Here is a 12498-nt window from a genome sequence, read left to right on the forward strand (position 1 = left end):
TCAGGGGCCGGAGGCCGGAGGCCGGAAACCAGGGGCGGACATGCTGAGGGAAGTCACCGCGACCCGCTACGTCGAACCTCTCCGCGCGGGCGGCTCCGTCCCCGGGATCGTCGAGGCGGACGACCTCGGGACGTACGTCGTCAAGTTCACGGGCTCGGCGCAGGGCCGCAAGGCGCTGGTCGCCGAGGTGATCGTCGGGGAGCTGGCGCGGGCCCTGGGACTGCGGTTCCCCGAGCTGGTCCTCGCGCACTTCGATCCGGCGATCGCCGAGAGCGAGCCGCACCAGGAGGTGCGGGAACTACACGCCGCGAGCGCCGGGCTCAACCTCGGCATGGACTATCTGCCGGGCGCGCGGGACTTCACCCCCGAGGTCGCCAGGGACTTCCGTGTGGACCCCCTCGAAGCCGGCCGGATCATCTGGCTCGACGCCCTCACGGTGAACGTGGACCGCACGGTGCACAGCTCGAACCTCATGATCTGGCCCACGCTCGGCGTCGCACCCGCGCGGCTCTGGCTGATCGACCACGGGGCGGCCCTCGTCTTCCACCACCGCTGGGACGACTCGGACCCCGTGAAGGCGTACGACTTCCGCCACCACGCCCTCGGCCACTACGCCCCCGACGTCCGCGCGGCGGACGCCGAGCTGGCGCCGAAGGTGACCGAGGAACTGCTGCGGCGGATCGTCGCGGAGGTCCCCGACGCCTGGCTCACCGACTCCGGGACACCGGACGGGGCGCGTGAGGCGTACGTGGGGTACCTCCTCGCGCGCGTCCGGGCGTCGGCCGACTGGCTCCCCACGGACTTCCCCACCCGGGAGGAACTCGCCGCGGAGGAGAGCCTCCGCGCGGCGAGGACACGGCGAGGCCGCCCGGACTGGCTCAAGCGGGTCCCCGACCTGCACGGCAAGCCGGCGGCGGAACAGGATTGGTCGGTGCATCTCGGATGAGCCCCGTCGTACAGATCGAGTACTGCACCCAGTGCCGCTGGCTGCCCCGCGCGGCCTGGCTGGCGCAGGAGCTGCTCACCACCTTCGAGACGGAGATCGGCGAGCTGTCCCTCAAGCCCGGCACGGGTGGTGTGTTCGTCGTCCGGGTCGACGACGAGGTGGTCTGGGACCGCCGTGACCAGGGCTTCCCGGAGCCCACCGCCGTCAAGCAGGCCGTACGCGACCGAGTGGCCCCGGGGAAGTCCCTGGGCCACTCGGACAGGATCGGCGGGTCGTAGCTCAGCCCTTGAGCTGCTCGTACGCCGGGAGGGTGAGGAAGTCGGCGTAGTCCTCGTCGAGGGAGACCTGGAGCAGCAGGTCGTGGGCCTGCTGCCAGTGGCCCGCGGCGAACGCCTCCTCGCCGATCTCGGCCCGGATGTTCGCCAGCTCCTCGGCGGCGACCTCGCGGGCCAGCTCCGGGGTGGCCTTCACCGATTCCCCGGCGCGCTCGAACTCGACGCCCGCGTTGATCCACTGCCAGATCTGCGAGCGGGAGATCTCGGCGGTGGCCGCGTCCTCCATGAGGTTGAAGATGGCGACGGCGCCCAGCCCGCGCAGCCACGCCTCGATGTAACGGATGCCGACCTGGACGGCGTTGACGAGACCGGGGTATGTGGGCCGCGCGTCGAGGGAGTCGACGGCGATCAGGTCGGCGGCCTTGACGTCGACGTCCTCGCGGAGGCGGTCCTTCTGGTTGGGCCTGTCGCCGAGGACGGCGTCGAAGGAGGCCATGGCGATCGGCACCAGGTCCGGGTGGGCCACCCACGACCCGTCGAAGCCGTCGCCGGCCTCCCGGTCCTTGTCGGCCTTGACCTTCTCGAAGGCGACCTTGTTGACCTCCTCGTCGCGCCGCGACGGGATGAACGCGGCCATGCCGCCGATCGCGTGCGCGCCGCGCTTGTGGCAGGTACGGACGAGGAGTTCGGTGTACGCCCGCATGAACGGGGCGGTCATCGTCACCGCGTTGCGGTCCGGGAGGACGAACTTCTCGCCGCCGTCACGGAAGTTCTTCACGATGGAGAAGAGGTAGTCCCAGCGTCCCGCGTTCAACCCCGAGGCGTGGTCGCGGAGTTCGTAGAGGATCTCCTCCATCTCGTACGCGGCCGTGATCGTCTCGATCAGGACGGTCGCGCGGACGCTGCCCTGCGGGACGCCGACGTGGTCCTGGGCGAAGACGAACACCTCGTTCCAGAGGCGGGCCTCCAGGTGCGACTCCGTCTTCGGGAGGTAGAAGTACGGGCCCTTGCCGAGGTCCAGCAGCCGCTGGGCGTTGTGGAAGAAGTACAGGCCGAAGTCGACGAGCGCGCCGGGGACGGCACGGCCGTCGGCGTCGACGAGATGACGCTCGTCGAGGTGCCAGCCGCGCGGGCGCATGACGACGGTCGCCAGCTCCTCGTTCGGGCGCAGGGCGTACGACTTGCCGGTGCGCTCGTCGGTGAAGTCGATGTTGCGGGTGTACGCGTCGGCCATGTTCACCTGGCCGAGGACCACGTTCTCCCAGGTGGGCGCGGAGGCGTCCTCGAAGTCCGCGAGCCAGATCCGCGCGCCGGAGTTCAGGGCGTTGATCGTCATCTTGCGGTCGGTGGGGCCGGTGATCTCCACCCGCCGGTCGTTCAGCGCGGCGGGGGAGGGCGCCACCCGCCAGGAGTCGTCGGCGCGGATCGCGGCCGTCTCCGGGAGGAAGTCGAGCGTGGAGGTGCGGGCGATCTCGGCGCGGCGCTCCGCGCGGCGGGCCAGCAACTCGTCACGCCGGGGCGTGAACCGGCGGTGCAGCTCGTACACGAAGGAGAGGGCGGCGTCGGTGAGGACCTCGTCCTGGCGGGGCAGGGGCTCGGCGTCGACGATGGCCAGCGGGGACGGCGCTGGTGCGGACATGAGCTGTCACTTCCTTCAGCGGGGCTTCTGTTCAGCGGATACTAGTTTCCTCATGGTGGAAGTTCAATGTTTTGTTGATGTCAAGATTCTTCGGTTCCGCCGAGATGGACGAGGTCGGCCTCGGTGTCGATGTCGTACGGCCGGGCCACGTCCCCGCACTCGACGAGCGTGATCGCCTCGCGGTGCGCCGTGAGGTAGGCGCGCGCCCCCCGGTCGCCGGTGGCGGTCGCGACGATGCCGGGCCAGTGGTCGGAGCCGAGGAGGACCGGGTGGCCGCGTACGCCGTCGTAGGCGGCCGCCGCGAGCGATCCGGTCGACCCGTACGCGGCGAGGACGCGGGCCACCGCCGCCGGGCCGATGCCCGGCTGGTCGACGAGGGAGACGAGGGCGGCGTCGGCGCCGGTCCCGGCCAGGGACTCCAGCCCGGCGCGCAGGGACGAGCCCATGCCCTCGGCCCAGTCCGGGTTGTCGACCTCCGCGCAGCCGGACAGGTCGGCGCGGGCGCGTACGGCCGCGGCCCCGGCGCCCAGGACCACAAGGACCCGGGCGCAGCCGCCCGCCCGGAGCACCGCGATCGCGTGTTCGACCAGGGGGCGGCCGTGGTGGGGCAGCAGGGCCTTGGGCCGGCCGCCGAGGCGCCGCCCGCCGCCGGCGGCCAGCAGCAGTCCGACGACCTCGCCTCGGGGTGGCCTCTGGGTCTCATGGTGCGTCATGTCCCCTTGCATACCTGTTGCATACCCGACCCCGCGCGGGTGTCCCGTGAAGCCGGACGGGTCAGAGGCGGCTTTGTGATGTGCGGGGACCGAATTTCGGTCCCCGTGGTGGCGCTCGCCACACCGATTGGCGTTTACTGGCCCGCGCCACCCTCGGCGACCGACCGACGCCACCGGGTGGCCGGCCGTACCCGGGCGTGCGGTCAGGACTCGTGCACGACGGAGTGGGCGAGGGGGGAGAGGGCTGTGTTGCGGAGCTTGGGGCAGAGGCCAGTGACCGGCAGTGACGAGGATCCCAGAGTGGCGGGACTGCGGTCGGCCGTGTCCCGATTGCGGCGTGAACTTGCGGCGCATCCGGCGGAGTTCCCCGACCGGGGGATCGCGGAGGACGAGCTCGCGGCGCTGGCGGCGATGGTCGTCACCGGGATGCCGGAGGTTCCGCGGTTACGCCGTTCGCTGCTGCTGATCGCGGGCTCGATCGGGTCGGTGAGCGCCTTGGCCCGGGGGCTGGCGGAGGTGCGCACGGCGGTGGAACTGTTCGGCGAGCCACCGCGCCGCTGACCGCGTTTTTCCTCGCCCCCGCCGCCCCTACCCGTCCCATCTTTTCAAGGGGCTGCGCCCCTTCGACCCCCAGGCGTCCGTCCGGTGGGGGCTGGTCGCGCAGTTCCCCGCGCCCCTGAAAGAGGCCTGCGGCCCTTTCGGGAAAAGCACGGGGCGCAGCCCCTGCTTTTCAGGGGCGCGGGGAACTGCGCGAGAAGCCCCACGCGCCCGCACACGACCGCGCGAAGCCCCACCCACCTGCACCCGACAACGAACCCCCTGGCCCTAGCTCCCCGTCCCCGAGTTCGCCAGCGCCTCCGACAGTTCCACCGCCACCTGCTGCAGCAAGGGCACGATCCGGTCCGTCGCCGTCTCGGTGACGCGCCCCGCCGGGCCGGAGATGGAGATGGCCGCGGCGGTGGGGGAGTCGGGGACGGAGACGGCGAGGCAGCGGACGCCGATCTCCTGTTCGTTGTCGTCCACGGCGTAGCCGAGCCGGCGGACGTCCTCCAGCGCGCTCAGGAAACCCTCGGGCGTGGTGATCGTCTTCTCGGTCGCGGCCGGCATGCCCGTCCGGGCCAGCAGGGCGCGGACCTCGTCGGCGGGGAAGCCGGCCAGCAGCGCCTTGCCGACCCCGGTGGAGTGCGGCAGCACCCGGCGGCCCACCTCGGTGAACATCCGCATGGAGTGCTTGGACGGCACCTGGGCGACGTACACGATCTCGTCCCCGTCGAGGAGCGCCATGTTCGCCGTCTCCCCGGTCTCCTCGACGAGACGCGCGAGATACGGCCGTGCCCAGGTCCCGAGCAGCCGGGAGGCGGACTCGCCGAGGCGGATCAGGCGCGGACCGAGGGCGTACCGCCGGTTCGGCTGCTGGCGTACGTAGCCGCAGACGACCAGGGTCCGCATCAGCCGGTGGATGGTCGGCAGCGGCAGCCCGCTGCTCGCGGACAGCTCGCTGAGGCCCACCTCGCCACCGGCGTCCGCCATCCGCTCCAGCAGATCGAAGGCGCGCTCGAGGGACTGGACACCGCCGGAGGACGACTTCGTGGAGTCGGTCGTGTGGGCGCTGGCGCTGGACGTCGGCACGGGGCGCGGTCCTTTCGGGATGGCGGGCGAGATCGCAGCCTACCGGGCAGTTCATTGACTACTGGCTTGTATGTCACTACGTTCTGCTCAGTGGAATAGTAATTCCGTCTTGTGAAAACATCCAGAGTGAGGGTGCCCTTGACGGAGGTGGGAGCGGAGAGGAAAACTCCTTCAACAGAACGTTGAATTCCGTTACGCGGAAGTGAACGGCGGCAGTGAGCAGCGGTACGGCGAGAGGGGTCCCGGTGTCCGAGACTGAACTGGTGTTGCGCTCGACGCGTGTCATCACCCCCGACGGATCGCGCCCCGCCGCGGTCGCCGTCGCGGACGGCAGGATCACGGCCGTCCTCCCGTACGACGCCGACGTACCGCCCGGCACCCGCCTGGAGGACCTCGGCGACCATGTGCTGCTGCCGGGTCTCGTCGACACCCATGTGCATGTGAACGACCCCGGCCGCACCCACTGGGAGGGCTTCTGGACCGCCACGCGCGCCGCGGCGGCCGGCGGCATCACCACCCTCGTCGACATGCCGCTCAACTCCCTCCCGCCGACCACGACCGTCGACCACCTCCGCACCAAGCGCGAGGTCGCCGCCGACAAGGCCCATGTCGACGTCGGCTTCTGGGGCGGCGCGCTGCCCGACAACGTCAAGGACCTGCGCCCGCTGCACGACGCCGGGGTCTTCGGCTTCAAGGCGTTCCTGTCGCCGTCCGGTGTGGACGAGTTCCCGCACCTCGACCAGGACGGCCTCGCCCGCTCCCTGACCGAGATCGCAGGCTTCGGCGGACTGCTCATCGTGCACGCCGAGGACCCCCACCACCTCGACGCGGCCCCGCAGCGGGGCGGCCCCCGGTACGCCGACTTCCTCGCCTCCCGCCCGCGCGGCGCCGAGGACACCGCCATCGCCGCCCTCATCGACCGGGCCCGGCGACTCGACGCCCGCGTCCACGTCCTGCACCTCTCCTCCGCCGACGCGCTCCCGCTGATCGCGGAGGCCAAGCGGGACGGCGTACGGATCACCGTCGAGACCTGCCCGCACTACCTCACCCTCACCGCGGAGGAAGTCCCGGACGGGGCGAGCGAGTTCAAGTGCTGCCCGCCCATCCGCGAGTCCGCCAACCAGGATCTGCTGTGGCAGGCCCTCGCGGACGGCACGATCGACTGCGTGGTCACCGACCACTCCCCCTCCACCGCCGATCTGAAGACCGACGACTTCGCCACCGCCTGGGGCGGCATCTCCGGACTGCAGCTGAGCCTCGCGGCGGTCTGGACGGAGGCCCGCCGGCGCGGCCACGGCCTGGAGGACGTGGTCCGCTGGATGTCCACGCGCACGGCGGCCCTCGTCGGCCTCGACGACCGCAAGGGCGCCATCGAGGCGGGCCGCGACGCCGACTTCGCCGTCCTCGCCCCCGACGAGACCTTCACCGTCGACCCGGCCGCCCTCCAGCACCGCAACCGCGTCACCGCGTACGCCGGCAAGACCCTGTACGGCGTGGTCAGGTCCACCTGGCTGCGCGGCGAACGCATCGTCGCGGACGGCGAGTTCACCGAACCGAAGGGCCGCCTCCTCACCCGCACCCCCTGACCGCGCCCCGTACGCCCGGCCCCGCTTCCCGCCCCGTACCCGCAGCGGCCGACCACCGAAAGGCAGACCTGATCATCGTGACGGCTCAGCACCACACCCCGCCCACGAGCTTCACCGGCGACGCGAACCCCTACGGCGGCGGCGACCCGTACGCGGACTACCGCACCACCGACTTCCCCTTCACCCGGTACGCCGACCTCGCCGACCGCAGGCTCGGCGCCGGGGTCGTCGCCGCCAACGACGAGTTCTTCGCCCACCGCGAGAACCTGCTGGTGCCCGAGCGCGCCGAGTTCGTCCCCGAGCACTTCGGGCACAAGGGCAAGGTCATGGACGGCTGGGAGACCCGCCGCCGCCGGGGCGCCTCGGCCGAGCACCCCTGGCCGACGGCCGACGACCACGACTGGGCGCTGATCCGCCTCGGCGCGCCCGGCGTGATCCGGGGGATCGTCGTCGACACGGCCCACTTCCGCGGCAACTACCCGCAGGCGGTCTCCGTCGAGGCCGCGTCCGTCGCCGGTTCCCCGTCGCCGGAGGAACTGCTCGCCGACGACGTGAAGTGGACGACCCTCGTCCCGCGCACCCCCGTCGGCGGCCACGCGGCCAACGGCTTCACGGTCACCGTCGAGCAGCGCTTCACCCACCTGCGCCTCAACCAGCACCCCGACGGCGGCGTCGCCCGTCTGCGGGTGTACGGCGAGGCCGTGCCGGACCCCGTCTGGCTGGACGCGCTCGGCACCTTCGACGTGGTCGCCCTGGAGAACGGCGGCCTGGCCGAGGACGCCTCCAACCTCTTCTACTCACCCGCCACCAACACCATCCAGCCCGGCCGCGCCCGGGTGATGCACGAGTGCTGGGAGACCAGCCGCCGCCGCGACCAGGGCAACGACTGGATCCGCTACCGCCTCGCCGCCCAGTCCGAGATCCGTGCCCTGGAGATCGACACGGCCTACCTCAAGGGCAACGCGGCCGGCTGGGCCACGGTCTCGGTGAAGAACGGCGACGACGCCGACTGGACCGAGATCCTCCCCCGCACCCGCCTCCAGCCCGACACCGGCCACCGCTTCGTCCTCGACGTCCCCGCCGTCGCCACCCACGCCCGTGTCGACATCTATCCCGACGGCGGAATCTCCCGTCTGCGCCTCTTCGGCTCCCTGACGGAGACGGGCCGTGCCGGTCTGGCGGCACGTCACCAGGAACTGGGCGGCTAGACGGCCGAGCGGCGGTGCCCGCGCCCCTTTCCGGGGTGCGGGCAACCGCGTGACCAGCAGTGTGTGGCCGGTGTGAACTCCGATCACCCCCGGTTAACACCGGGAAAACTTACCGGCCGTGCCCGGAAAATCATGGAACTTGTCATTGACATGTCATGGTCTACGCGCGTCATCATGAGGCCATGCGATTCCCCCCACGAGCAACACGTGTCGGAGCGGCGGCGGCACTCCTGTCCGCCCTCCTCGTCGGCGGCACCGTCACCGCCACCCCGGCCGCCGCCGCGGTCGGCAGCATCTGCTACAGCGACCTGCCGTCGCAGGCGCACACCACGCTCAGCCTGATCGCCCGAGGCGGCCCCTACCCGTACGCGCAGGACGGCAGCGTCTTCCAGAACCGGGAGCGCGTCCTGCCCTCGCGGTCCACGGGCTACTACCACGAGTACACCGTCAAGACCCCCGGCTCCTCCACCCGCGGCGCCCGCCGCATCGTCACCGGGCAGGCCCACGAGGAGGACTACTACACCGCCGACCACTACGCGTCCTTCGACCTGGTCGACCACGACTGCTGAGTCCGCCCCACCGGACTCGGCGCCGCCCGTCCCGGCCGGCTGTCCTTCCCCCACAGGACCGTCGGCCGGGCGGGCCTTCGCTCACCCGGACCTCCGGCTCTCCGCCGCCGCGAACAGGGCGATCGCCAGGACGATCAGCGCGATGCTCACATAGATCTCGTAGCCGTCCAGGGTGCTCCACTTCTGTGTCACCCCCCACTTCAGCTTGCCGGTGAGTTCGTACACCAGACCGCCGGTGCCCTGGAGCAGGGCGAGGAACCCGAGGAACTCCAACAACTGCTTCATGGCCCCGATCCTCGTCCCGCGCTCCCCCCGCCTCCATCGGCCGCGGGGCGAGGCCTGTCCGACGGGGGTACCGATCCGCGGGGCGGCGGCGCGACGAGGGTCGACGACGGCACGACGAAGGTCGACGGCGGTGCGACTTCCGTCGCGATCACCGGCGGAGGGGAGGTGCCGGAGGCCGTCTCTGCGTAGATTTGTCGACCGTGAGTGCTGACAAGCAGGTGCCGGAGCCCCCGGCCTTCCCGGGGCGGAGCTGGCTGCTGCCGTCGGCGCTGCTCGACTCCGAACCCGGGCGGGACCCCGGCGACGCACGACCCGGACGGCGGCCCCGGCGGACCGCCCGCGACTGGGTCGTCGACTTCACCTGCTTCCTGCTGGCCGTGTTCATCGGCCTGCTCAGCGTGGAGGCGGTCAGGAACGAGCCCGATCTGCCACAGGCCTTCGTCGTCCTCGACCAGGTCCTCGGCGCACTCGCCTGCGCCGCCGTCTGGCTGCGCAGACGCTGGCCGGTCGGCCTCGCCGCGGCGATGGTCCCGGTCTGCTTCGTGTCCAGCACCGCGGGCGGCGCCGGTCTGGTCGCCCTCTTCACCCTCACCGTGCACCGGCCCTTCCGGTACGTGGCCTGGATCGGCGGCGCCTCCCTGGTCCTCAACCCGCTGTTCTACTGGCTGCGCCCCGACCCCGACATCACCTACCCCTGGGTGGTGTTCCTCTCCGCAGTCCTCACCGCCGCGATCGTCGGCTGGGGCATGTTCGTGCGCTCCAAGCGGCAGCTCCTGCTGAGCTTCCGGGACCGCGCCCGACGCGCCGAGACCGAGGCGGAGCTCCGGGCCGAACAGGCGCAGCGGCTCGCCCGCGAGGCCATCGCCCGCGAGATGCACGACGTCCTGGCCCACCGTCTGACCCTGCTGAGCGTGCACGCGGGCGCGCTGGAGTTCCGGCCCGACGCGCCCCGCGCCGAGGTCGTCCGCGCGGCCGGCGTCATCCGGGAGAGCGCGCACGAGGCACTCCAGGACCTCCGGGAGATCATCGGGGTGCTCCGGGCGGGCGAGCCCGACGACGCGGGCCGCCCCCAGCCGACCCTGGCCGCGCTCGACTCCCTCGTCTCCGAGTGCCGCGAGGCCGGCATGAAGGTCGTCCTCGACCAGCACGTCACCGACCGCGCCGCCGTCCCCACGTCCGTCGGCCGCACCGCCTACCGCATCGCCCAGGAGTGCCTGACCAACGCCCGCAAACACGCCCCCGGCGCCGAGGTCACCGTCACCGTGGCGGGCGCCCCCGGCGACGGCCTCACCGTCCGCGTACGCAACCCCGCGCCCCCGGGCGAGGTCCCGCCCGTCCCCGGCTCCGGCCAGGGCCTCATCGGTCTCACCGAACGCGCCGCGCTGGCCGGGGGCCGCCTCGACCACGGCCCCGAGACCGGCGGCGGCTTCGCCGTACGGGCCTGGCTGCCCTGGAGCTGACCCCGGGCCGTGCCACAGGTGGGGTGAACCCCGGCATCGGCGTGCGCCGCGCCATCTCGTGCCCCATGATGGCCAGTTGACCCGTACGTCTCGGGAGGGACCGCAGAGTGAGTTCCGGGGGACACAACCCGTACCAGCCGCCCTGGCAGCCGAACGGAGGACCGTACCCACCGCCGCCGTACGCCCCCAACTCCCCGTACCCGTACGGCCCGAACCCCTACGCACCCCAGCCGCCCCCCACGCTCGTGCGGCGGATGCGGGAGGACGAGTGGCCGCCCCTGCGGGAGTTCCTCAGCGGGCTGCGGCTGCACGGCTGCCTCTGGGTGATGGCCGCGATGTGCGCGTGGCCCATGGTGGTCGGACTGCTGCTGGGCTACCCCCTGGCCCGCTCCGCCCGCCGCCCGGCCCGGCGGATCTTCCCCTCCCGCGCCCGCCACCGCCTCGCGGACGACGACGTGACCCGGATGCAGCGGCGGCGGGCCTGGACCGCCACCCTCATGTCCGTGCTGATCCTTGCCGTGTACGGCAAGGCCGAGGACGTCGACCAGGCACAGCAGCAGTTCATGATGCGGCTGATGGTCACTCCCTGGCTGCTGCTCCTGAGCGCGCCCGTGGTCGTCGCGGCCCTCTTCCGCTGGTCGTCGCCGACCGCGCGCCGGACGATGCGCGCCCCGCTGCGCACCGCCGGGGCGTCGGCCCTGTGGTACGTCGGCGCCTTCACGACGGTGCCGCTGCTCGGCGGGGCGATCTACTACACCCGCACCCACCTGGAACAGGACATGAGCCTCTGGGCGCCGCTCGCCCTGCTCGTGCCCCTGCTCTGGATGCTGCTCTTCATCGTCTTCGCCACCGGGCCCGCCGTGCGCAGCGCCTTCAACACCGCCGATGTGCACCCGGCCCTCCCGGCGCTGCTCACCGGCGCCCTGGTGTGGGAGTTCGCCGCCATCAGCCTCGCCGTCGGCGGACCGCCGCCGGGCCCGCCGCTGGTCCAGCTCGCCGCGCTCGTCGGCGGCCCCGCCTCGGTCACCGCCGTCGCGTGGTGGGAGATACGCCGGCTGCGCACCCGCCACGGGGTACGACTGCGCGCCTGACGGGGACCGGCGGCGGGGTCACCCCAGGCGCGGCACCACGCGCTGCCCCGCCGACCCGTACACCCAGGCCGACGCCTCGTCGATGAAGTCGCCCGGGAAGCCGAGACGGAAGGCGGTGGTCTCCTCCAGCCGGGCCAGCACCTCCGGCGGGAGCACCAGCCGGGCGGCGCCGAGGTTGTCCATGAGCTGCTCCACGCGGCGGGCGCCGAGGATGGGGTGCACGGCGGGGGAGTGGGCCATGGTCCAGGCGATGGCGATCTGGGCCGGGGTGGCGTCGAGTTCGTCCGCGGCGCGCTGCACGGCCTCCGCGACCGCCCGCTCGCGCTCCCCGACCGCCCCGGCCGACAACCGGGTCGCGATGCCCGGCGCCATCCCGCCCGGCCGGGTGTACTTGCCGGACAGGACACCGTTCTGCAGCGGACTCCACGCCGCCACCGACATCCCGAACGCCTCCGCCATCGGCAGCAGTTCCCGCTCGATGTCCCGGTTGAGCAGGCTGTACGGCACCTGGAGCGCCGACAGCGGTGACCAACCCCGCCATTCCGCGAGGGTGTTGGCGCGCGACACCACCCAGGCCGGGGCGTCCGAGATGCCGACGTACAGCACCTTCCCGGACCGTACGGCGTCGTCCAGGGCCCGCATCGTCTCCTCGACCGGGGTGTTGCGGTCCCAGATGTGCACCCAGTAGATGTCGACGTAGTCCGTGCCCAGCCGGCGCAGACTCGTCTCCAGCGACAGCGCGAGGTTCTTGCGGTGGTTGCCCGCGGCGTTGGGATCGCTGCCGTCCCGGGACACGGTGTACTTGGTGGACAGCACGAACCGGTCGCGGCGCCCCTTGAGCAGCTCGCCGACGATCCGCTCGCTCTCCCCGCCCCGGTAGTTGACCGCCGTGTCGATCACATTGCCGCCGGCCTCCGCGTACACGTCGAGGATGCGCGCGCACTCCTCGGGAGGGGCGCCCACCCCGCCCTGCTCCCCGAACGTCATGGCGCCCAGGAACAGCTCGGAGACACGGAGCCCGGTCCGGCCCAGGAGTCGGTAACGCACCTGATTCCTCCGTCGGTTGAAAGCCGTACCGGCCGACACTAACCGGTCGG

13 protein-coding genes are annotated in these 12498 nt (G+C 72.2%); 8 read left to right on the forward strand and 5 right to left on the reverse strand.

All coding sequences use genetic code 11. The features are described 5' to 3' along the window. The first annotated feature begins 40 nt into the window (after nt 1-40). Complete coding sequence (locus tag J8M51_RS25045; RefSeq protein ID WP_086753807.1) at nt 41-946, forward strand: HipA family kinase; 906 nt, start codon at nt 41-43, stop codon at nt 944-946. Further along, nucleotides 943-1224, forward strand: coding sequence for a SelT/SelW/SelH family protein (locus tag J8M51_RS25050; RefSeq protein ID WP_086753805.1), 282 nt, complete (start codon nt 943-945; stop codon nt 1222-1224). The genes J8M51_RS25045 and J8M51_RS25050 overlap by 4 nt, the downstream gene beginning before the upstream one ends. A 1-nt stretch (nt 1225) precedes the next feature. Here the strand turns inward: J8M51_RS25050 and aceB are convergent, their stop codons facing one another. Next, entirely contained in the window at nt 1226-2860 is a 1635-nt protein-coding gene (aceB, locus tag J8M51_RS25055; protein WP_086753803.1) for a malate synthase A, read from the reverse strand. Between the two features lie 80 nt (nt 2861-2940). Next, nucleotides 2941-3573: a nucleotidyltransferase family protein gene (locus J8M51_RS25060; RefSeq protein WP_086753801.1), complete on the reverse strand. Its 633-nt coding sequence runs from the start codon at nt 3571-3573 to the stop codon at nt 2941-2943. Nucleotides 3574-3819: 246 nt separating this feature from the next. Between J8M51_RS25060 and J8M51_RS25065 the strand changes: the two genes are divergently transcribed. Further along, on the forward strand, nt 3820-4134 hold the full coding sequence (locus tag J8M51_RS25065) for a DUF5955 family protein (RefSeq protein WP_086753809.1): 315 nt from the start codon (nt 3820-3822) through the stop codon (nt 4132-4134). Nucleotides 4135-4398: 264 nt separating this feature from the next. Here the strand turns inward: J8M51_RS25065 and J8M51_RS25070 are convergent, their stop codons facing one another. Next, nucleotides 4399-5202 (reverse strand): IclR family transcriptional regulator, encoded by an 804-nt coding sequence (locus tag J8M51_RS25070; protein ID WP_216590883.1) that lies wholly within the window; start codon nt 5200-5202, stop codon nt 4399-4401. Nucleotides 5203-5447: 245 nt separating this feature from the next. Here J8M51_RS25070 and allB point away from each other — a divergent pair, with 245 nt between their 5' ends. The 3 genes from allB to J8M51_RS25085 all read left to right on the forward strand — a co-directional run bounded on the left by allB (nt 5448) and on the right by J8M51_RS25085 (nt 8565). Then, nucleotides 5448-6788, forward strand: a complete 1341-nt coding sequence (gene allB, locus J8M51_RS25075; protein ID WP_086751495.1) for an allantoinase AllB — start codon at nt 5448-5450, stop codon at nt 6786-6788. 77 nt (nt 6789-6865) lie between these two features. Continuing rightward, a complete protein-coding gene (alc, locus tag J8M51_RS25080) occupies nt 6866-7996 on the forward strand; it encodes an allantoicase (RefSeq protein ID WP_216590881.1) in 1131 nt (376 codons plus the stop codon). A 182-nt stretch (nt 7997-8178) separates the two neighbouring features. Further along, nucleotides 8179-8565: a ribonuclease domain-containing protein gene (locus tag J8M51_RS25085; protein ID WP_086760582.1), complete on the forward strand. Its 387-nt coding sequence runs from the start codon at nt 8179-8181 to the stop codon at nt 8563-8565. An 81-nt stretch (nt 8566-8646) separates the two neighbouring features. On the opposite strand, the gene J8M51_RS25090 is transcribed toward J8M51_RS25085, so the two are convergent. After that, nucleotides 8647-8850, reverse strand: a complete 204-nt coding sequence (locus tag J8M51_RS25090; protein WP_086760578.1) for a hypothetical protein — start codon at nt 8848-8850, stop codon at nt 8647-8649. Nucleotides 8851-9050: 200 nt separating this feature from the next. Between J8M51_RS25090 and J8M51_RS25095 the strand changes: the two genes are divergently transcribed. Further along, a complete protein-coding gene (locus J8M51_RS25095; protein WP_179203335.1) occupies nt 9051-10310 on the forward strand; it encodes a sensor histidine kinase in 1260 nt (419 codons plus the stop codon). 245 nt (nt 10311-10555) lie between these two features. Next, nucleotides 10556-11401, forward strand: a complete 846-nt coding sequence (locus J8M51_RS25100; protein ID WP_216590886.1) for a hypothetical protein — start codon at nt 10556-10558, stop codon at nt 11399-11401. A gap of 18 nt (nt 11402-11419) precedes the next feature. Here J8M51_RS25100 and J8M51_RS25105 read toward each other — a convergent pair whose 3' ends face one another. Then, a complete protein-coding gene (locus tag J8M51_RS25105) occupies nt 11420-12448 on the reverse strand; it encodes an aldo/keto reductase (protein ID WP_086764862.1) in 1029 nt (342 codons plus the stop codon). Nucleotides 12449-12498 lie beyond the last annotated feature (50 nt).

Source organism: Streptomyces griseiscabiei (genome assembly GCF_020010925.1).
Lineage (GTDB): Bacteria > Actinomycetota > Actinomycetes > Streptomycetales > Streptomycetaceae > Streptomyces > Streptomyces griseiscabiei.